Genomic DNA, 20700 nt, shown 5'->3' with positions numbered 1-20700 from the left:
CTCAGACTGCCGCGCTGCTCAGGCTGTTCTGTATGTAGTCGGTGAGGCTGCCGACCGTGCGGAAGACGTCGGGCTCCAGGTCGTCCGGGTCGATCTGCAGGTCGATGGTGTCCTCCAGGCTCATCAGCAGCTCGATCACGCTGGTCGAGTCCAGGGCCAGGTCCTCGAAGAGCCGGGACTGCTCGGTCAGGTCCGGGATGTCCCGGCCGAGCACACTGGACAGGGCGATGCGGACATGGTCGACGGTCTCGGAGCGGTTCATCGTGGTCGCCTTCCTTACGGGACGGGAATGGATGGGCAGGTGCGGGGAGCGCGGTAAGCCGTCACAGGACCCTGATCATCCCGCCGCCGCCGTCCCCCCGGACCGTTCGTTTTCGACGATCGTCGTAGGCGCGGCGCGCCCGCGATAGGTGTCGCCTATGGCATGTTGCGGCGGTGCGAAGCTGCCACCGCGGGGACCTGCGCCGAAAGCAGCCGCGCGGCGCGGGCGCTCAACGCGATCCGATCGGTCTTGCGGTTCGCGTTGAGCGGAATGTCAGCCAGCCGCTCGAAATGCAGCGGGACCACCGCCTTCGGCAGCATCTGCGCCAGCTCGCCGGTCAGGCTGGAGCCGGTGCGCTGCGTGCCGGTGAAGAAGGCGACAAGCCGGCCCTCGACCGCGACGACCACGCCGTCCTGGACACCGGAGCAGCGGCGCAGCGCCCACTCCACCTCCGCGAGCTCGATCCGCACGCCGCGGATCTTCACCTGGTGGTCGCGCCGGCCGAGATAGGCGAGTTCTTGATTGGGCAGTCGCCGCACCACGTCGCCTGTGCGGTACCAGCGCAGTCCGTCGCGTTCGAGGAAACGCCCTTCGTCGTCTCGCGGATCGAGGTAACCAGGGAACATCTGCGGGCCGGTAACGCACAGTTCGCCGGTATCAGGGTCGTCCCCTGATTGCTGGTCGAGTACGTAACGTGACTCGGCGTGCATTGTGCCGATCGACACGACGTCGTTGACGCAGTACTCCGGCGAGTACTCCGGATCCCAGCGGTGGGCGGTACACGAGACGGTCAGCTCGGTCGGCCCGTACAAGTTGTCCACCCACGCACCGCCGGTCGCCGCGCTCCAATCCGCCGCGTCTTGGCGCAGCAACGGCTCGCCACAGAACAGGCTTACCCGCACGCCCGCCAGCGAGCCAGGGGCCAGCGCGCGCATGGTCCTGGCCAAGCCGATCACGCTGGGGGAGGAGAACCAGACGGTGATGCCGTGATGCGCGACGAACGCCGGCAGCGCCGCGAACACCTGCGGCGGCACGCTCACCAAGGTCCCGCCGCAACCCCACGCCGCGTACACATCGAAGATCGACATATCAAAGGTCAGATCCGCGATCTGCGCGAACACGTCCTGCGGCCCGATCGGATAGCGGCCGTGCACGTGCCGCAGGTAGGCGTCGACGTTGCGGTGCAGGATCGGGACGCCCTTGGGCCTTCCCGTGGAGCCGGAGGTGAACATGATGTATGCGACGTCACCCGGCGACGACACGAGCGGGCGCTCCAGCGGCGGCGCGCTCGGCTCACCGATGACCGGCGCTTTCCCGAGTTCGTCGGCCAACTCGGGCAGGATCTGCGCGCCCGAGGCGTCCACCAGCAGCGCATCCAGCCCGGCCGCGGCGATCATTCGCCGCGTGCGCTCGGGCGGATACTCGGGGTTGAGCGGCACGACCGCCCCACCGGCGTATCCGGGCGCGAGCATCCCGGCATACGCCTGCTCGCTGCGCGCGGCCAGCAAGCCGACCCGGCGCGGCGGCCCGCCGACCGCGGCCGTCAACGAGCCGGCCAGTGCGAGCGCTCTCTCGTGCAGCCGCCGATAGCTGAAGCTGCGGGCGCCGATGCGCAGCGCCTCAGCCTCGGGATCGATCGCGGCCCCGCGTAAGAACCAGCCGTGCAGCAGCCCGTCCGCTCGTAGCGCCTCCTGGGGCACAGGCGCAGCTGCGCGGATACCGATGCCGCTCATCTTCGCTCGGCTTCCTCGTCGGATATGACAAGGCGCTGGGAACGCAGCAGGTCATCCACCTCGTCACGCACCCGCACGATGTGCGCCTGACCGTCCATCACCAGAACCTCGGCAGGGAACCCGTGGCTGAGGAAAAGTCCAGGCGAAGCCGTCGGCCCGTAAGCGCCCGAACGCAGGACCCCGATGAGGTCGCCGGGCCGCAGCGGCGGCAGCGCGACGTGCTTGAGCAGCGTGTCGTTCGGCGTGCACAAGGGACCGGTGACGTTCCACGACTCGGTTTCACCGGCCGACTCACCCGAATCACCGGGTTCATCCTCGCCGCGCGGGCTGAGCAGCACCGCCGGGAAATTGCGCTTGACGAAGGAACCGATGCCGACCGCGGCCATGTGGTGATGCGTGCCGCCGTCCGCGACCGCGAATCGCTCGCCGAGCGACTCCTTCACGTAGCGCACGCGCAGCATGTAGGTACCGGCGCGCGCGGCCAGGTAACGCCCTGACTCCATGATCATCCGGGTGCCGGGATGCGCGGCCGCGAACGCCTCGATCAGCGGATTGATCTGCTCGGCGACCGCCTTGGCTTCGAGGTCGGCCTCGTCGTCGAAGTACGCGACGCCCAGCCCGCCGCCGATATCGACAGCGTCGAGCCGGATGCCCGTGGCCGTGACGATCCGGTCGGCCAGCTCCAGCGCATAGGCGGTGTTCTTGGCCACCACCTCGGCGTCCAGAATGCGGGTGCCCGCGTACACGTGCACACCCGCGATATCGGCATGCTGATAGCGCGAAGGAAGGTGGCCGGCGTCGAGCACCTGCGCCTCGTCGATCCCGAACTGGCGCGGCTTGCCGCCCATGGTCAGACGCGAGCCCTTGACCGAGACGGCCGGATTGATCCGCAGCAGCACCCGCTGCGTCAGCCCGCGCGCCGCCGCCATGCTCTCGACCCGGTCCACCTCGTCGAAGGACTCGCAGACGATGGCGTAGATCCCGGCGTCGAGGCAGGCGGCCAGCTCCCGCTCGCTCTTGCCAGGGCCAAGGAAGATGATGTCCTGCGGCGGCGTTCCGGCCTGCTGCGCGGTCCGCAGTTCGGCCAGCGAGCAGACCTCGGCGCGAGCCCCGGCCCGGCGCAGCACGCTCAGCACACTGATGTTCGGGTTGGCCTTGAGTGAGTAGAAAACCTCCAGGACCGGCGGCAACGCCGCGCGCAGCTCGGCCAGGGTGCGGGTTAGCAGGTCGCCGTCGTAGACGTAGAGCGGCGTGCCGAATCGCTGCGCCAGTTCCGTGTACTCGATTCCCTGAATCCTCATGCCGCGCCAACCTCCGTCAGTGCGCGCAGACGCCGCTCGGCCTCCTGCCGCAGACCCAGCGCCGCCTCGGCCGAGCCGGCGATGCAGATCGCGTAGATGCGCCCGTGGAAATCGCCCTCGCCGCTCGCCGCGGCGTTGAGCGTCGCGAAGTTGTTGACCAGCACCCCGTCGCGCCCCGGGCCGTCGAAGACCAGTTCGCCCAATGCCTCGGCGACCTCGCCGAACGTGTGCGTGCGCGCCGGCCGCAGCCCGATCGTCGCCGCGATCGCGTGCCTGCCCTCCGGGATGAAACGCTCCGCGATCCGGTTCTGATAGGTCGACATGTTGAACCTGGCGTTGATCTCCAGGCACGGATAGAGCGTCCCGTCGGGAGCGAGCATCGCGTCGACGCCGACCATGCCGAAGTAGCCCTCGGCGTACAGGGCCTTGCCGATTGTCTCGACCGCCTCGAGCAGCCGGTCCATCGCGGCGCCGGGCAGCTCGACCGGGAAACGGTGCCCCTGGTGCACCCCGCCACGCAAGACCGCGGCCTTCACGGTCTCGAAGCGCACCGCGCCGTCGCGCGAGATGACGAACTGGTAGTTCAGATCCTGCGTCCGCTCGATCCAGGACTCGACGACCAGATCCGCCGCGGCCTGCTCGCCGCGCCGCTCGATCAGCCGCAGCAGCCGCGCCGCGCCGCGCTCGTCCTCCACCACGACCATGCCTCGGCCCGAGACGCCCAGCGACTCCTTGACCACGACCCGGCCGCCACCCGCTAGCTGACCGAACAGTGCGCCGCGCAGCTCCCCGACGGTCCGGCAGATCTGTCCGGGTACCGCGGTCAGGCCCGTGGCGTCGACCAGCTCGCGGCTGAAGATCTTGCCGTTGACCGCCTTACACACCCGCGCGGGGGCTCCGGCCAGCGGCAGCCCGGTCGCCTCGGCGAGTGCCTCCTCGGCGGCCGAAATACCGAGCGGCATCAGATACGTGCGACCGTCGTTCAGCGCGCGCAGTTCGTCGAGCAGCCGCGGGGAGACGAGCGCGTCCTCGGTGACCGTACGCTCCGGCTCGCTGTTCTCCGCCCACACCGTGCGCCCGGCCGCCGCGCCCAGGCTGGATAGGTAGGCCGCGAACTGCGGGTCCATCGGCGCTTTGAGCACCACCGCGTCGTCCTCGCCGGCCAGCAGGACGCCCATCTCCTCCATCCGGTTCACGGTGGCGCCGGCGAAGGCGATGCCCGCGCCCGGCAGCTTCGGCTCCCCGGCGGCCCAGGCGCGTTCCACCTCGAAGTTGTTCACCAGCACGAAGCGGGCGCCGGAGTCACCGGTCAGGTCCCGCTTGAGCCGTTCCAGGAAATTCATCGGATTCCTTCCCCTAGCTGCACGACGGTCGCGGCGAACGCCGCGCCCATTCCGGCGCCGGCCATCAGCACCAGGTCCCCGGCCGCCACCCGCCCCCCGTCCCGGACCGCCGCCAGGTTGATGAAGGGGTCGGAGGTGTAGCAGTGGCCGAGTTTCGGTACGTTGTCGAGGAAGACCCGGTCCGCCGGGATCCCCAGGGCGCCGCAGATCTTCTTCCACGACAGCCGGTTGACGTTGTGCGGGAGCACGGCCGCGATGCTCGCCGGATCGCAGCCTGCGTCCTCGATCGCGGCGGCCATCGCCTGTCCCAGAAGTTCGACGTAGCGCTGCTTGTACTCGGCGCGCAGCGGATCTGGGCAGTCAAGGCACTGATAGAACTTGCCGTGCACAGTGAGTGCGCGGCCTATGACGCGATCGCCGCGCGGGTCCGTGCCGACCACGCAGCCGGCCGCCGCTTCACCGAGCAGCGTGGTGTCCGGGATCAGGCGCAGCCGATGCGACAGGATTTTGTCACCGGTCACGATCAGTGCTTTGTGTTGCGGCGGCGCGCCATGCAGGAGATAGCGAGCGATTTGGAGCGCGTGTAGCCCCATGACGCAGTTAAGGTGCGAGAGGCTGACAACGCTCGCGTGGCGCAGCCCCAGTTTCAACCGCACGTTCTCCAGCAGATGGCGCGACGGCGGCCCGGTGTGCTGCATCGTGTGCGCGTGCAGCAGGTAGCGCACCTCGTCGCGATCTGTGTCGCCGAGCGCGTCCTCGCCGGCCGCGGTCAGCAGGTCCGCCAGGTCGAGGTCGGGGGCGACCGCGATCCGGTTCAGCCCGAGAATCCGGCTGAACAGCAGCACCTGACCTTCGGTCAGCCCGAGCGGCCCGCCCAGCTCGCGGACCGAGAGGGAGTCCTGCGGCAGAAAGGTGCCGACGCGTTCGAGATACAGCATGTTCTCCTCAGCTCCGCACCAGGTCGGCCGCGAGCGAGCGCAGCGGTCGGATGCCGCAGAGCTGGCCGCCGCGCAGCCCGCTCCAGCCTTGTTCCGCAAGCACCTCGATGACGCGCGGGATGCGCAGCACTCGGGCTCCGGTGGCCGCGTAGCAGTCGGCCGGGTCCAGATCGGGCAAGCCGTTGACCTCTTGCACCGCGTCGAAGAGTGCTTGCTCGGCTTCGGTGGCTGGCGCACGCCGCGGTGCGTCGAGCCCGTCTCCTTCGACCTCAACCGCGCCGCGGATCCGGAACCAGTCGGGGCAGCGCGCCTGCGGAGACTCGTCGATGGCCCCGAGGACGTGGGCTCGCAGATCGGCCGGCGTCACCGGATCCGCCGCGATCACGTCCGCGACCAGGCCGCGCTCGGTCACGTCAACCCTGACGTCGACCGCCGCCGGATGCGTCGCGACCAGAGCCTCGGTCCGGTCGACGGCCAACGCGTCGCACCGGTCGAGATCCGGTCCAACGCCGGTCGCACCGCGCAGGATTCGCAGTTGCGGCCGGGGCGTGAAATCGAAGAATTGCGCCGCCTCGCTCACCCGCAAGTCAGTTCCCTGTTCGCGGTGCGCTTCCAGCAGGCGCGCGTAGCCGCGCAGGAAGCGCTCGACCGCATCGGAGTCCATCACGCCCGCCATCGCTTGAAGCGCGAGTGTGACTCCGTCGCTCCACTCGTAGATGCGGAAATATGTGTCCGAACCCGCGCCGGTCCACTCGGTCGGCTCGGCATGCCACGTCAGCCGGTCGCGCCGAGTCGCGCACGAGCGCGGCGCGTTCGTCAGGAAGTTGAATTCGCCGGCCACCCGCACCGGCCGGCCGCGTCGCCGGCCCTCGTGCGCGACCAGCTCGGCGACCTCGTCGTATGGGACGTGAGCGTGCGCAATGGCCCGCTCCACCCGAACCGCCGCGCGCCGGACCACCTCGGTGAAGGTCGGATCGTCACCCAAATCGGCGGCGACCAGCGTCGGATACGACATGCAGGTCATCAGGTCCTGACAGCCACTCGCCTCGCGCTGACTGGTGTACATCCGGTGCGTGACTACAGGTTCGCCGGTGTACGCGGCCATGCTCACCGCATAGGCGGCCAGATGGATCGCAGACGGCCACACGCGCAACCGCGCCGCGGTTTCCCGCGCGGCGGCCAGCAGCGTGGGCGAGGTCAGCGAGGCGCTCAACGCGGGGCCGCGATCCGCGGGCAGGCTGCGTCGGCCCACGAACATGTCAGAGGGCATACGTTCCAGCTCGGCACGCCAGTGCTCGAGCGCCGAGCGCGCCGCATCCCGTGCCTCGTCGGATTCCTCGCGCAGGGCCTGGTCCACCGGGTGCGCCGCCACCGGCGCCAACCGGGCCGGCCGGCCCGAGACCGCCGCGCCGAGCAAGGCTTCGAACTCGGCGCGTAGCAGCTCCAGGCTGCGATCGTCGAAGGCCAGGTGGTTGAACACCATCACCAGCCGCACGGGCACCCCTGCGGTGGTCACCACACAAGCGCGGGCCGGCCACTGCGTCGAGAGCTCGAAGTCCGCCTCGGTGAGCCGGCGGATCGCCTCCGCGGGTGGCGGCGTGCCGTCCTGCTCGGTGGTCGCCTCGCAGATCGGCATCGGCCCGGGGGACTGCACCACCTGGCGCGGCCATGGCCCGTCCTGCGTCCGGTAGACCGTCCGCAGCACCTCGTGCCGCCGCACCAGGTGGTTGAGCGCGGACCGCAGCCGAGGCGTGGACAGCCCCGGCGGCAGGGCGAAGGTGTCGACGATGTGGGCCTCATGCCGCGATCCGGGCGGCACATGCTGGTAGCGCAGCCAGTGATACCGCTGGCCCCAGCACAGGTTCGCGCTCTTCGACGCCGGCATTCGGGTCTCCGCTCGAGGGTGGATTTCGCTGCGATGGACGAGCCATTCCGGTCCGATGGTCGCGGGTGTGCGAACCGCGCGGCAGCCCCGCGCGGTGGCATTTAGTGGACTGCGTTTTGTGGTCAACGCGAAACAACTGAGCCGGGCGGCGAATGCCTTGACACGGGAATCCCGGATCGGTGAATCTCGAAGGGCCGAAAGAAACCGAGTCGGTGAAATCCGCAAATTCCTGTCAGCCCATCATGAAGGGGAGTGATCATCGTGGCGAAGGTTGCTGCGAAGGCCGCCGCGAAGTCTGCCGCCAAGAGCGCGGCGAAGTCGGCCGCCAAGTCCGCTGCCAAGTCGGCGTCGAAGAGCGCTGCGAAGAGCGCGGCGAAGTCGGCGGCGAAGAGCGCGGCCAAGGCCGCCTAGTTACCGACGGCATGACGCCGGCCGGCCGCCGCGAGGCGCCGCCGGCGTCATGCCCGCTGGTTTCTCATCCCGGCCGTGCGCCCGGTGTGCGGCCGGCGCAATTGCGTGGGTAATCGGCCGCGCGGATCGCCGAATTATTTCGCCTTCCTCGCTTAATTCATTGCGCTGCCGCGCGCGAAAACGCGGTTACGGAGGATGAGATGCGGGAATCCATTTCCGAGTGCGAGCGGATCGCGCACGCGCAGGGCCTGGCCGCCGGACTCGGCGTGGCCCTCGCCGGCGTGGACGCGGATGCCGCACCCGGTCTCATCGCCGCCCTGCCCACGACCCGGGTCGCGCCCGGCGCGTCCGTCATACCGCATCGCATGGCACAGCTCGAAGGCATCAGCTTCGTCCGCCCGCTCGCCAAGGCCGCGTGCTCCGGTGAGGAGCGCACCGCGCTGGCCGGCCGCCTCGGCGGCGTTCGGCTCGGGATGGTGCGCAGCCTGGTTGAGCGCGCGGTGGGCCATCTGTCCGGTCGCGTCGTCGGCGGCGAACCGACCATCCGCAAGCAACTCGTTTTAGGCACCGTGGCCGACCTGGTCACCGAGACCGAAGCGATCCGCAGGCTTCTGACGGTGGCGGGCACCGTGTCCACCGCCGTCGCGGACGCACACGAGCGGCTGACCGTGCTCGGCTGGGAGGCGGCGAAGTTGTTCGGCGCGAGCGGCTACCTCGTCGACGGGCCGGTCCGCGGCGTGTACGTCTCCCGACTGGTAGCGAACTGCTGGGTCGTCACCGAGGCGGGCGGCTCATGACCGGCCGCGACCTGGATCCCGCGCTGCGAGAACTGCGCGACACCTGCCGGCAGATCGCACGGGACCTGCGCTCCCGTGCGCTTGCCGTAGACGCCGACCCCGATGACGTGTCCCGGCACCTTGACGCGCCGTCACTCACGCTGCTGCGCACCGCGAGCACACCCAAGCGCTTCCGGCAGGAGGACCTGCCGCTGCGTTTCGCCGAATACACCGACAGCTGCCTGGCGCGTGCGCTGGCCAATGTCGAACTCGCCCGCGGTGACGCCGGCATCCTGAGCGCGAACACCGGCCCCTCGCTGGCCGGGCTCGCCGTCGACGCACTTGGCGACGAAGCGCAACGGGAGCTGTTCTACCGCGCGCTGGCCGACGGCCGCACGTGGACCTTCTTCGCCATGACAGAGCCTGATCGGGGCAGTGACGCGACCGCACTCACCTCCCGCTTCGAGCCGGACCCCGGCGGCGGCCACCGCCTCACCGGAACGAAACGCTACGTCGCCAACGCGGCGCGCGGCTCGATAGGCGTCGTCTTCGCCCGCACCGGGCCGACCGCGCTGTCCATCCGCGCCGCCCTCGTGCAGTGCCCGGTGCCCGGCTTCTCCGGTCATGCCCTGGACATGATCGGCCTGCGCGGCGCGCGGTTCGGCGAGATGCGCTTCGACGGCGTCCGCGTGCCCGAGGAGATGTTGCTCGGCCGTCACCTGCCGACCTCGCAGCGCGGCATCTGGGGAGCCGGCCGGGCATTCAATGTGATGCGTGTGCAGATCGCCGCCCAGGCCCTCGGCCTCGCGTTCGCGATCAGCGACTACGTGCTCGAACATCGGCCGCGATCGCCCGGTGCGGAGCTGATTTCCGCGCGGCTCGCCGCGGCCAGGGAACTGCTCTACGACGTCGCCGTCGCGGTCGATCGTGCCCCCGGCGATCCGCGCCCGCCCTCGATCGTCAAGCTGCACACCACCGCTCTGGCCGTCGAACTCACCCGCTGGGCCGAACGGGCCCTCGGCGCCGGCTCGCTGCTGGAGCACCCGCTGCTGGAGAAGTGGTGCCGCGACGTATGCGCCTTCGAGTTCATGGACGGCACCGGAAACATCCTGCGTCTGCACATCGCGCCGGACACGGCGCCCGTCCGGGAGGAACGATGACGATCACGACGCCGACCGGACCACCCAGGGTCGCGGACAGTATTCACCAGAACGGTGATACTGCGCTGCCCGAGTGGTCCGCCCGCGCGTACAGCGACCGGGACCGCGAAGCCGTGCTCGAGATGTTCACCGAGCCGGACTTCTACTACCGCACCGCGCAGCCAGACACCCGGCCCGAGTGGGAGATCCTCGACCTGCTCGCCGAGGACACCCGCGTGCTGCTGGCGCACGGCGAGCCGGTCGGCCTGTACGCGCTGGAGAACGAAGGCAGCGACCACGGCTGCCACTACCGGCTCGACCTGCGCCTGCACGCCGCGGCGCCGCCCGCTTGGTGGCGCGGCGCGTTCGCCGAGGTGGTGCGGGCTACCCGCTGGCGCCGCGAGGTGGTGCGCCTCGCGTTGCGCGTCGCCGAGTTCGACCAGCGTGGCCTGGCGATCACCCGCTCGCTCGGCCTCACCGAGGAGGGCGTGCTCACGGACACCACGATCCATGAGGGACGCCGATACGGATACGTGTTCTTCTCCCGAGTCTGGACGCCCGCCTCATGATGCTCAGGGGATACCGCAGCGGCGACGCCCGACTGCTGTCCGGCCCATGGACGGCCGGGGAACTGCTCGGGCTGCCGGTGAACGGCCGCCCGGCACTGGTCGAGGACGCGGCCGTCGAACCGCCGCGCGACGCCGCCGTGGAGCTGTGCATCGCCCCCGGCGTGGCCTTCGTCCGCTTCAGCGAGCTGGACTGGACCGCCCGCCGCGCGCGGCTGGAGATCGGGATACAGCCGCAGGCCATCGACGCGGTGGCGATGCTGCTCAAGACCGCCGTCGCGCACGGCTTCCACGTCTTGAACCTGCACCGGCTCTACGGCTGGGTCACGCCCGCGGCCGATCCGCCGCTCGCCGTGCTCGGCGACGCCGGATTCCAGCGAGAGGCGAGCGTGCCCGCCGGGAACTGGCTCGACGGCGCCGCCGTGCAGCGGCAGATCTGGGGAGCGGTGCGCCGTGGTTGAGACGACTCTGACTGATCCGACTCTGATCGATACGACTCTGACCAACGCAGCATCGGCATCGGCGGTCGATTCGACGCGCACTGACATCCGCCGCCTCGACCCGGCCGCCGCGGCCGCGCACCTGCGCGCCGCAGCCGAGGCAGGCCGCGGCTTCCTCGGCCTGGACCCGGTGACCCAGAACGACGCGCTGCTGGCCGCTGAGCTGGCCCGCATGCAGGCGCAGGTCTTCCGCGCCGGAGACATGCTGCTCGGCTCGGTGCCGAATCCCGACCAGCCGCGCCAAGCGTTCATCGCCGCCACCAGCGCGGATCCCGAACCGCTGCGCATCCTGCTCGGGTTCCTGGACACCCGCCAGCGGTGCAACTCCTTCGTGGCGATGGTCCCGGACGGCGCGGCGTGCGCCGCGGCCTTCGCGAGCTGCGGGTTCCGTCAGGTCGGCGTGCTGCGCGACCACCGATACCAATCCGGCGCCTATCAGGACGTCATCGTCTACCACGCCGAATCAGGTTTCTTCGCATCGGCCGACTCGGAGGTCCCATGTTCGGCGTGACCGTCCGGCATTTCACGCAGGCCGACATCCCCGTGCGCACCGCGCTGCTGCGCGAGTCGCGGTTCCAGGCCAACCTCACCGACTTCGCGGTCGTGGCCGAGGACGACGCGCTGGTGGCCGGCCAGCGCCGCACGATCGAGCAGGAGCACGCGGTCAAGCGGATCTTCACGCTATGCGGGCCGAACGACCAGGTGCTCGGCTTCGCCTGGATCACCTCGATCGACTGGCGCAGTCAGACCTGCGAGCTGTCCTTCGGCGTGCTGCCGGAGTATCGCGGCGGATTCGGTGCCATCGCGGTCGCGGCGGCGCACGACTATCTGCGCACCGAACTGAACATGCGGGTCGTCATCAACCAAGTACTCGAACACAACACGATGCTGCACTCGGCCGAGGCTCTGGCCGCGCAGCAGCGGGTTCGGTGCCCGTACGACTCCTACACGGTGGGGGAGTGGCGCACCTCGTACTACTGGACCACCACCGAGGACGACGTGCGGCAGCATCACGAGCGCACCGAGACCCGGCGCCGCGAGATCGCCGAGCGCATCCGCGCGCGCCGCACCGCCTGAACGTGCAACGCACTCCGAGACCGACCGGGCGCCCACATGACTGCGTACCTTGACACAGCGAGCCCTGACAGAGCGATCCTTGGCACGGCGAGCCCTGATGCAGCGCACGTTGACACCGCCGCCGGCCCCGGCCCCACGCCGGGGCCGGCCCGCGGCAGCGGCGGCTACCTGCGTCAGCCTTCGATCAGCGGCGACACCGTCGTCTTCTGCTGCGAGGACGATCTGTGGCTTGTCGCGGCGACGGGTGGTACGGCGCGGAGGCTGACCTGCGCCGCGGTCGAGGCGAGCCGGCCGCGATTGTCACCGGACGGCGCGACGGTCGCGTTCGTCGCAGCCGAGGACGGTCCCACCGAGGTGTACGCGCTGCCGCTGTCCGGTGGGCCCGCTCAACGCCTGACCTACCAGGCGGCACGTTGCGCCGTCGTCGGATGGCACCCGCGGACCGGCGAGATCATCTATGCCAGCACCGCACAGCAGCCGGCCGGATTCGGGTACCGGCTGTTCGCGATCGATCCATCCGGCGGTCCCACCCGACTGCTCGGCCACGGACCGGCCAGCAGCATCGCCTGGGGCCCGGACGGCGGCACCGTGCTCGGTCGCAGCATCGCCGAACCCGCGCGCTGGAAGCGCTATCGCGGCGGCGCCGGCGGCCGGCTCTGGATCGACCGCGCGGACAGTGGCGACTACAAGCCCCTGATCTGCCTGCCCGGCAACCTGGCCGACCCCTGCTGGGTAGGCGATCGGATCTACTTCCTCAGCGACCACGACGGCATCGCGAACGTCTACTCCTGCCACCCGGATGGCTCCGGCCTGGCCCGGCACAGCTCTCATACCGAGTTCTACGCGCGCAACCTCGCCGCTGACGGCGGCCGCCTCGTCTACCACGCGGGTGCCGAGTTGTTCCTGATCGACCCCGCGGATGGTGACCATGATGAAGACAGCGAGGCCCGCCACATCCCGGTTACCCTCACCACCGACCGAGCTTTGCGCGCCCGCCGGCTCGTACCGGCCGCCGACCACCTCGACGGCGCGACGCTGAGTCCTGACGGCAGCACCCTGGCTCTGATCGCCCGCGGCAAACCGTTCACCCTGGAACCTTGGAGCGGTCCCGTCCACCGGCTCGGCGCCGCTGACGGGGTGCGCTATCGACTGCTGAACTGGCTGGGCGACGGCCGCCGCCTGATCGCGGTCGCCGCCGACGAACGCCGGGATGAACGGCTCGCCCTGCTGTCGGCTGACGGGGAACGTACCGCGATCGAAATCCCGCTCGGCGACCTCGGACACATCACCGAACTGGCCGCGGCTCCCGTCGGCACGCTGGTCGCCTTGGCGACCAACCGGCAACAGCTGTGGACCGTCGACGTGGACGCCGCCGCACCGGCGCCGCGCCTGATCGATTCCAGCGCGCACGAGCGGATCGAAGAGCTGGCCTGGTCCCCGGACGGCCGGTGGCTCGCATACACCCACCCGAACTCGCCGCGCACCTCGGCGATCAAGGTCGCCGAAGCCTCTCGCGGCGCCGTCTTCCAGGTCACCCGGCCGATCCTGCGTGACAGCTCTCCCGTATTCGACCCCTGCGGTCGCTACCTCTACTTCCTCAGCCAGCGCGACCTCACCGCCGAAGCGGACCGGGTTCAGTTCGAGGTCGGATTCCCCTTCGGCGCCCGCCCCTACCTCGCGGTGCTGCGCGCCGGCGAACCCGCTGCGTTCCGCGGACCGAACCCACCGCCCGGCGCCGAGCCGCAATCCGAGAGCCCGGACGAGCCGCCGACGGTCCACATCGACTTCGACGGACTTGACCGGCGCGTCGTCCCGATGCCTGTCGCAGAGGGCAGATATGCCGGCATCGTCGCACTGCCGCGCTCCGTGCTCCTGCTGACCGTTCCCGTGCTCGCCCCCGACCCGAAGCGGCCCGGCGCCGAGCCCGAAGGGACGGTGGCCTCGGTGGATCTGGCCACCGGTGAGGTCATCGCCGACTACCTCGAACCGGTCGACGAGATCAGCGTGAGCCGCACCAACGATGTGCTGCTCTATCGCTGGAGCGATCGTCTCAGGGTGCTGAGCGCGGGCGTGGACCAGGACACCGCGGCGGAGTTCCTTTTCCGCGGCGCGCCTGCCACGCGGCAGAGCGGCTGGATCGATCTGGGCCGGGTCATGGTTTCGCTGGACCCGGCCGCGGAGTGGCGCCAGATGTTCCGCGAGGCCTGGCGGCTCCAACGCGAGAGCTTCTGGAACGCCGACATGGCGGGCGCGGACTGGGACGGTGTATACGAGCGCTACCTTCCGCTCGCCGTCGCAGTGTCCTGCCGCTCGGAGCTGTCCGACCTGCTCTGGGAACTACAGGGCGAATTGGCCACCTCGCATGCTTACGAACGCGACGGCGACTACCGGCGGCCCGACGAGCACGCCCAGGGTTTTCTCGGCGTCGACTGGGACGTCGAGCGACCGCGCGGCGGCGGCGTCCCGCGCTGGCGGGTCGGCCGAATCCTGCGCGGCGATCCCTGGAACGCGGACGCGACCTCTCCGTGCTCACGGCCCGGGGCGGACGTGCAAGAGGGGGATGCGGTCGTCGCGATCAACGGGCAACCAATCGGACCGCTCGGGCCGGGCGAGCTACTGGTCGGGCAGGCCGGGCGCGACGTGCAGCTGACGCTGCACCGCGACAGCGCGCCGACGCGCCGCGCCGTCGTGCGCGCGCTCGGCAACGAAGCCGGCGCCCGCTATCGAGACTGGGTCGAGCGGCAGCGCGAGCAGGTGCACGAAGACTCGAGCGGACGGCTGGGCTACGTCCACGTGCCCGACATGTTCGCCACCGGATACACCGAGTTCGTACGCGGGTTCCTCGCCGAACTCGACCGCGAAGGACTCGTGATGGATGTCCGCTTCAACAGCGGGGGCCACGTCTCGCCGCTGCTGCTCGACCGGCTGGCCCGTCGACGCGCCGGAACCGAGCAAGGCCGCTGGAGCGGTGCGGCGCCGTACCCGGCGGAGGCGCCACGAGGGCCGATGGCCGCGCTCATCAACGAGCACACCGGTTCGGACGGCGAGATCTTCAGCCACCTGTTTCGCGCCCGCGGCTTCGGTTCGCTGATCGGCGCGCGCACCTGGGGCGGAGTGATCGCCACTTGGCCGCGCCATCGCCTCGTGGACGGCACGCTCACCACGCAGCCGGAATTCCGGTACTTCTTCCGCGGCGTCGGCGACGGGCTCGAGAACCGCGGCGTCGAACCGGATATCGAGGTCGAAACAGGGCCCTGCGACCATGACGTCGAGGACGGCGGCCACGACGTCCAACTCGCCGCCGCCATCCACCATCTGCTCGGCGTACTCGACGAGCAACCACCTGTCGAAGCCGGCGTCGGCCAGTTCACCCTCGACCTCGTGGCCGCCCGCAGCGGACAGTGGGGCGGCTGATGCCAGCGTTGAACCTCGCCTCCCGCGCCGCGCCGGACACGCTGGCCGTTCCAGCCCTCGGCGAGTGCCACCTGTGGCTGGTCCCGGTACGCGCCCGGCCCGACTGGACCGAACTGCTGGACGAGGTCGAGCGCGATCGCTTGGCGCGGCTGCCGGTGCCAGCGGCGAAGAACGCCTTCGTCACCTCACGCGGCGCGCAACGCGTGATCGGCTCGCGCTATCTCCACCTGCCGCCCGCGCAGGTCACGATCAACCGCGACTGCCAGCATTGCGCTGCTGCGCACGGCCGACCGCGATACCGTGGATCAGTGGTCGACTATTCGGTCTCGCACAACGAGCGGTGGGTCGTCGCGGCGGTCGTCGGCAGCGGTCTGGCCGGGGTCGACATCGAGGGGTTCGACTCCTGCCCGGATCCGGAGGCCATCGCGCCGGTGACGCTGACCAGCGCCGAACGCGAGCACTTCGCGACCTTGCCGCCGGCAGAGCGCGCCCGCTGGTTCTTCGCGGCCTGGACCCGCAAGGAAGCGGCGATGAAGCTGGCCGGTCTGGGCTTGGCCGCCGCCCCGGACCGCCTTGACGTGCTCGGATCCGTTCTGGTGGTAGGCGAGGTGGCTCGCTGGCCCGACGTGCGCATCCACCTGCGCGCACTACCCGCGCCGCACGGCCACGCCGCTGCGCTCGCGACGACGGTGCCCGTACCGACCATACGTAGTTTCGTTCTGCCGTAGGTCGCCAAGTTGTAGAGCGCAAGCACACACACGGCGATCGCGGCGACGCTCAGTCCTTCAGCACCAGCCGGAAGTAGTGCTGCGTCGCGGTGCTGCGGACCCGCTCGAAGCCGTTCTTCTCCAGGACGCGTTGCGAGCCGATGTTGTCCAGGTCGGTGTCGGCGTTGACCGCGCTGACGCCGCCGTGCGCGCGACAGATCTCGACCAGCCCGGCGACCGCCGCGGTGCCGTAGCCCTGGCCCCATTCCGGTTCCACCATGCCGTAGCCGATGGTGACCTCGCCGGCCGGGTCGGGCGGCCCGAAGAAGCCCGCGGTCCCGATGGTGCGGCCATGGCTGCGCGGCACGAGGGCATAGACGCCGAACGGCGCCGGGTCCTGCGCCGCGGCAGCCAGCCCCGCGGCGGGATCAGAGTCGTCTTCGCGCGGGAAGCCTTCGGCCCACTGGTCCTCCGGACCCGGTTGGCCGGCGGCGATCCGGGCGGCTTCTTGCCGGCTGACCTGCTTCAGGTCGAGGCGCTTGGTGTCTGCGTCAGTCATGGTGGCCCGATCCAATCAGATCAGCCGCCGGGCCGCGCCTGGGTTTTACGGTGACGCGGCCCGGCGACCGCCGACGGGCGGTCAGGTTCACGGTCTGGCTCCCCGCTTGCTGGTGATCTTGCGCTAGGCAGTACTCGCGCCGCCAACGGTGAACTCGAAGTCCTGGTGCGCCTTGGCACCCGGCTCGATCGGCAGGCGGATGCGCCCGCGCGCCACCATGCGCCGCACCTCGCCGCGGCTGACGTGGAGTCCGAGCATGAGCAGGCGCTCGACGCGGATCGGCACCGGAAGTTCGAAGCCGACCAGCACCCTGAACGATTCCGGTTCGAGCGGCGAATAGAAGGGAGTGTCCGTATCGAGCCGCCAGGTGCCGGCCCAGTCGAGCCGGTAGCCGGTTTTCCCGGCCAGCGATGCGCTCATCGTGAGCGCGCGCACCATCGCCGGATCGTTGGACTCGAAGGCCAACCGGTGGGCGGGGGCGAGCGACTGCACGTGAACGCGTTCATGGACGGGCACCTTCGACGTGCGGCCGCACGCCGAACAGCACAGCAGCAGCCAGACGTCCAGCAGCTTGCCGTTCGCGTTGACGCGGAACTTGCCAGAGGGGTGATGGCGCGAACCGGAGCAGTCCACGCACGGTCGCACGATGGCGGGCAGGCCACACTCACGCACGGCCCAAAGCGCCTTGCGGTCAGTATTCACTATTTGATTGATTTCAGGGTTCAGCGGAGCGCCGGCGGGCAGGCCGCGACGCCCCTGGATCAGACGGTGCACACAAGGGCGCGACCGATACGCCGAGCCGAGTCGTCAGGCTCCGGGGTCGATCGCGCGACAGATCAACTGTGGTTGCGTGGCAGCGCCTATAGATCCATAAGCGTCATCGTGGCGAGTTAGCGACGCTCAGGCAACTGCTTTTTGGACTGCGGCTTTTCTTCCACTTCCGCCCTTCGCCCCGCGCTCCCGATGAGTTTTGCCCGCGCCGCGAGTCTGTAATGGTGAACGTCTGGGCGTCGCACGACGCTGCCCGGCGCGAGACACCGCAGAGGAGACCCGATGACGACGACCACGCCGAGTGACCCGGCCGGCGCGCAGCCCGGCCGCCCGCCCATCGCCGACCTGGCCACCTGGCAGGCCGCCCGTGATGAACTTCTGCTGCGGGAGAAGGCTCACACCCGCGAGGGCGACGCGATCGCGGCAGCCCGCCGCCGGCTGCCGATGGTGGAGTTCGACGGGACGGTGAAGGTCGTCGGGCCCGACGGCGCTGTCCCGTTCCTTCACCTGTTCCAGGGCCGCGACGAACTCGTGGTCTACAAACACATGTGGTACGACGGCGCGCCGCACCAGGGCCAGTGCGAGGGCTGCACCACCACGGCCTGGAACCTGAAGGACTCCGTCTACCTCAACGCCCGCGGCGTCTCGCTCGCCATCCTGACGACGGGAGCGTGGGACGAGGTAGCGCCCTTCGTCGACTTCATGGGCTATACCGAGCCCTGGTACTCAGTGCGCGACCTGGATGAGCCGGTCGGCGGCGAGATGGGTTACCTCGCCAGCTTCCTGCGCGACGGCGAGCGCGTATTCCTCACCTACTCCACGACTGGCCGCGGCAACGAGCCGGTCAACGGGTCGCTGTTCCTGCTCGACATCACGCCCTACGGCCGCGGCGAGGCCTGGCAGGACAACCCCGAGGGCTGGCCCGAGGGGCAAGATCCGTGCTGGTACTGGCGTTCGGACGCGGACGGGAACGCGGTCTGGGGGCCGACCAGCCGGCCAGTACCGCAGTGGACCCGGCCCGGTGCAACCCCTGTGCAGACACTCGGCCGACGCGGCCACCACCACTAACAGGAGAGCTAACGCACCGTACCCATCGGGCTGTGGGTCGGCGCTACGAACGCGCCGACCCGCAGGCCATGGATCAGAGCGAAGCGGTCAGAGCGCGGGGAAGCTCGGGAAGGAGCAGCTCGGGACGCTGCCGCTGCCGGAGATGTTGCTGACCTTCACGCCGGTGCCGGAGGCGGTGATGTTGGATTTGTAGAGCCCGATGTTCGCGTACTGGGCCGTGGTCTTGGTGACGTCGAGCTTGATGTTCTCCAGCTTCAGGCCGGCCGGGTGGCTCGAGTTGTAGCCGTTGAGCGTGGACTGGGCGCTGGACGCGGAGTGTACGGAGACGATGCCGTTGAGGGTGATGTCGGCGAAGTTCGGGATCGAGGAGCCGCTGCCGCCGCCGCTGTAGTTCGGGTCGATGACGATGAGATCCTTGACGCCGGTCATGCAGATGTTCTGATAAACCACGCTGGTGACCAGACCGCCGCGGTCCGCGGCGCTCTTGACCCGCACGCCGTTGTTGCTGGAGCTGGTGATCCCGCCGGTGTCGGTGCCGGCGAGGGTGTCATTCAGGAACGTGACGTTGTTGACGCCGCCGGCCGTCTGGCTGCCGATGGACAGGCCGTGCGTACCCCAGCAGTGCGTGTTCTCCACCGTGATGTGGCTGGCCGCCGTGCCCGCGTCGGATTTGACCGAGATGCAGTCGTCGCCGTCCTGGATGTACGCGTCGTTGATCGTGACGTTGCTGATGTCCTCGGGATCGATGCCGTCGGTGTTGCGGGAGTTGGACGGGGTCTTGATCCGCACGCCCCACACGGTCGCGCCGCTGCCGCCCTTGAGCAGCACGTGGTACATCGGCGAGTTGATCAGGTCGACGTCATAGAGCGTCAGGTTGCTCGCGCCGTTGCTCTGCACCAGCTTGGGGTTGTTCTGGTTGCCGCTGGACTTGGCGGAGGCGGCCAGCGCCCACCAGGTGGTGCTGGTGCCGAGCATGTCCTGCCCGCCGCGACCGTCCACGATGCCCTGGCTGCCCGAGGAGCTGCGGGTGCCCATCAGGCCCGCGCCGGAACCGGAGAGGCTGATGAACGACTTGCAGCCGTCGCTGCTGCTGGAGGTGATGGTGCCGCACTTGTTGCCGCCGGAGATCTGATAGTCGGACGGCTTACGCGAGGCGTACAGCGTGACACCGGCGTCCACGAGCAGCACCTCGTTGCTGCCGATGCTCAGCGGACCGGACAGGAACGCGTTCTTGCCGCCGTTCGCCTTCAGCTCGACGGCTTTTCCGCTGCCCGCGCAGGAATTGAGCGCGGACTGGATGCGCGCGGTGTCCGGCGCGGCGGCCTCGGCGCTGGAGGAGAACTGCTCGTTGCTGGCGGTCAGGCTCGCGGACAGCGGCGTGCAGGTTCCCGGCACGCTCGGCTGGCTCGCGGCCGGCTTCGGGGTGGCGAGGGCGTCGGGCGCGACGATGGCGGCGCCCGTCCCGAGCGCGAGCGCGGCGCCCACCCCGAAGATCAGGGTTCTTCTGCGCAGGTGAGTTGGGCGGAGCACGGGGAAAGAGGTCACGCGAATCCTCCACGGCCGGAAATGCGAACAAGGGGGCGTATATGGCCGCCACCCTCATAACGGCCGTGTCGCGAAGAGACTTCGCGCTCAGGAAAGTACGGCAGACACTCGCGGTTGGCAAGGTCGCCGACTCGCGCGTGGTCCGTGCGCGCTGTCAGCCGCCGGCGCGCACGGACCGCGGGAATCAGTCATCAGTCGGCGATGGCGCAGCCGATGTCTTGGTTGGACCAGATGGAGGTGACCGGGAAGGAGCCGGTGGTCAGGGTGAGGTTGCCGACCTCCTCGATCGGGAGCAACTGCCGGACGCGCTACCCGAGAAGCACCTCAAGCCGGTATTCATCCGGGACATCCTGCGCAGCAGCTGACGCTTGCGCGGTTGAGGACGCAGCTCGAGCGTCCGGCGCCGCGCCGGTCAGGTGCCCGGGTCGTCGGTCGCCGGCCGCCGCGAACCGCTTCGGCAGGCTTCCAGCTGCGCCGCCACGGCCAGCCCGAGCAGCAGCGCTATCGAGGTCAGATTCGCCCACGCCATCAGGGCGATGATGGCGGTCAGCGGCCCGTAGGTCGCGCCCAGCGCGCTGCTGCCGCCGACGTACCAGCTGAGCAGCGCGGTCAGCGCGGCCCACAGCACCAGGCTCAATCCGGCGCCGACCGCCAGCCAGCTCAGCGACGGCTGGCGGCGGCGCGGGGCGCGGCGGAAGATCGCGG

20 protein-coding genes are annotated in these 20700 nt (G+C 69.8%); 10 read left to right on the top strand and 10 right to left on the bottom strand.

All coding sequences use genetic code 11. The features are described 5' to 3' along the window. Nucleotide 1: 1 nt before the first annotated feature. The 6 genes from VN779_RS04940 to VN779_RS04915 form a co-directional block, all read right to left on the bottom strand. Nucleotides 2-262 (bottom strand): acyl carrier protein, encoded by a 261-nt coding sequence (locus VN779_RS04940; protein ID WP_325720583.1) that lies wholly within the window; start codon nucleotides 260-262, stop codon nucleotides 2-4. A gap of 155 nt (nucleotides 263-417) precedes the next feature. Then, nucleotides 418-1995, bottom strand: coding sequence for an AMP-binding protein (locus tag VN779_RS04935; protein WP_325720581.1), 1578 nt, complete (start codon nucleotides 1993-1995; stop codon nucleotides 418-420). Continuing rightward, nucleotides 1992-3296, bottom strand: a complete 1305-nt coding sequence (locus tag VN779_RS04930) for a type III PLP-dependent enzyme (RefSeq protein WP_325720579.1) — start codon at nucleotides 3294-3296, stop codon at nucleotides 1992-1994. Before VN779_RS04930 ends, VN779_RS04935 begins: the two co-directional genes overlap by 4 nt. Further along, a complete protein-coding gene (locus VN779_RS04925; RefSeq protein WP_325720577.1) occupies nucleotides 3293-4639 on the bottom strand; it encodes an ATP-grasp domain-containing protein in 1347 nt (448 codons plus the stop codon). Before VN779_RS04925 ends, VN779_RS04930 begins: the two co-directional genes overlap by 4 nt. Next, on the bottom strand, nucleotides 4636-5577 hold the full coding sequence (locus VN779_RS04920) for a 3-oxoacyl-[acyl-carrier-protein] synthase III C-terminal domain-containing protein (protein WP_325720575.1): 942 nt from the start codon (nucleotides 5575-5577) through the stop codon (nucleotides 4636-4638). Before VN779_RS04920 ends, VN779_RS04925 begins: the two co-directional genes overlap by 4 nt. Before the next feature lie 7 nt (nucleotides 5578-5584). Beyond that, nucleotides 5585-7462, bottom strand: coding sequence for a condensation domain-containing protein (locus VN779_RS04915; RefSeq protein WP_325720573.1), 1878 nt, complete (start codon nucleotides 7460-7462; stop codon nucleotides 5585-5587). Nucleotides 7463-7723: 261 nt separating this feature from the next. On the opposite strand from VN779_RS04915, the gene VN779_RS04910 reads away from it, so the two are divergent. From VN779_RS04910 to VN779_RS04870, 9 genes are all read left to right on the top strand, one after another. Then, nucleotides 7724-7873 (top strand): hypothetical protein, encoded by a 150-nt coding sequence (locus tag VN779_RS04910; RefSeq protein WP_325720571.1) that lies wholly within the window; start codon nucleotides 7724-7726, stop codon nucleotides 7871-7873. Nucleotides 7874-8073: 200 nt separating this feature from the next. Continuing rightward, the gene (locus VN779_RS04905) at nucleotides 8074-8670 is read left to right on the top strand and encodes an acyl-CoA dehydrogenase family protein (protein ID WP_325720569.1); all 597 of its coding nucleotides are present in this window, start codon (nucleotides 8074-8076) and stop codon (nucleotides 8668-8670) included. After that, nucleotides 8667-9809 carry an acyl-CoA dehydrogenase family protein gene (locus VN779_RS04900; protein ID WP_325720567.1) on the top strand — a complete coding sequence of 381 codons (1143 nt, stop codon included), beginning with the start codon at nucleotides 8667-8669 and terminating at the stop codon, nucleotides 9807-9809. Before VN779_RS04905 ends, VN779_RS04900 begins: the two co-directional genes overlap by 4 nt. Further along, nucleotides 9806-10357, top strand: a complete 552-nt coding sequence (locus VN779_RS04895; protein WP_325720563.1) for a hypothetical protein — start codon at nucleotides 9806-9808, stop codon at nucleotides 10355-10357. The genes VN779_RS04900 and VN779_RS04895 overlap by 4 nt, the downstream gene beginning before the upstream one ends. Then, entirely contained in the window at nucleotides 10354-10815 is a 462-nt protein-coding gene (locus VN779_RS04890) for a hypothetical protein (protein ID WP_325720561.1), read from the top strand. Before VN779_RS04895 ends, VN779_RS04890 begins: the two co-directional genes overlap by 4 nt. Continuing rightward, complete coding sequence (locus tag VN779_RS04885; protein ID WP_325720559.1) at nucleotides 10808-11365, top strand: hypothetical protein; 558 nt, start codon at nucleotides 10808-10810, stop codon at nucleotides 11363-11365. Before VN779_RS04890 ends, VN779_RS04885 begins: the two co-directional genes overlap by 8 nt. After that, the gene (locus VN779_RS04880; protein WP_325720557.1) at nucleotides 11353-11931 is read left to right on the top strand and encodes a GNAT family N-acetyltransferase; all 579 of its coding nucleotides are present in this window, start codon (nucleotides 11353-11355) and stop codon (nucleotides 11929-11931) included. The genes VN779_RS04885 and VN779_RS04880 overlap by 13 nt, the downstream gene beginning before the upstream one ends. A gap of 36 nt (nucleotides 11932-11967) precedes the next feature. Further along, on the top strand, nucleotides 11968-15345 hold the full coding sequence (locus tag VN779_RS04875) for a S41 family peptidase (RefSeq protein ID WP_325720555.1): 3378 nt from the start codon (nucleotides 11968-11970) through the stop codon (nucleotides 15343-15345). After that, nucleotides 15345-16073 (top strand): 4'-phosphopantetheinyl transferase family protein, encoded by a 729-nt coding sequence (locus VN779_RS04870; protein WP_325720551.1) that lies wholly within the window; start codon nucleotides 15345-15347, stop codon nucleotides 16071-16073. Before VN779_RS04875 ends, VN779_RS04870 begins: the two co-directional genes overlap by 1 nt. Before the next feature lie 49 nt (nucleotides 16074-16122). Here the strand turns inward: VN779_RS04870 and VN779_RS04865 are convergent, their stop codons facing one another. Both VN779_RS04865 and VN779_RS04860 read right to left on the bottom strand, forming a co-directional pair. Continuing rightward, a complete protein-coding gene (locus VN779_RS04865) occupies nucleotides 16123-16611 on the bottom strand; it encodes a GNAT family N-acetyltransferase (protein ID WP_325720549.1) in 489 nt (162 codons plus the stop codon). A gap of 123 nt (nucleotides 16612-16734) precedes the next feature. Continuing rightward, nucleotides 16735-17385 (bottom strand): DUF1062 domain-containing protein, encoded by a 651-nt coding sequence (locus VN779_RS04860; protein ID WP_325720548.1) that lies wholly within the window; start codon nucleotides 17383-17385, stop codon nucleotides 16735-16737. Nucleotides 17386-17664: 279 nt separating this feature from the next. On the opposite strand from VN779_RS04860, the gene VN779_RS04855 reads away from it, so the two are divergent. Further along, nucleotides 17665-18450, top strand: a complete 786-nt coding sequence (locus tag VN779_RS04855) for a DUF899 family protein (protein WP_325720546.1) — start codon at nucleotides 17665-17667, stop codon at nucleotides 18448-18450. 87 nt (nucleotides 18451-18537) lie between these two features. On the opposite strand, the gene VN779_RS04850 is transcribed toward VN779_RS04855, so the two are convergent. Together VN779_RS04850 and VN779_RS04845 are read right to left on the bottom strand one after the other, a co-directional pair. Continuing rightward, nucleotides 18538-19995, bottom strand: coding sequence for a glycoside hydrolase family 28 protein (locus VN779_RS04850; RefSeq protein ID WP_325720544.1), 1458 nt, complete (start codon nucleotides 19993-19995; stop codon nucleotides 18538-18540). Between the two features lie 412 nt (nucleotides 19996-20407). Beyond that, on the bottom strand, nucleotides 20408-20700 hold a 293-nt coding region (locus VN779_RS04845; protein WP_325720542.1), incomplete at its 5' end, for a YhjD/YihY/BrkB family envelope integrity protein.

Source organism: Actinocrinis sp., from assembly GCF_035605935.1.
In the GTDB taxonomy this organism is placed as follows: domain Bacteria; phylum Actinomycetota; class Actinomycetes; order Streptomycetales; family Catenulisporaceae; genus Actinocrinis.
The sequence above is the reverse complement of the archived record's forward strand: the minus strand, read 5'-3'. Positions and strand labels throughout refer to the sequence as shown.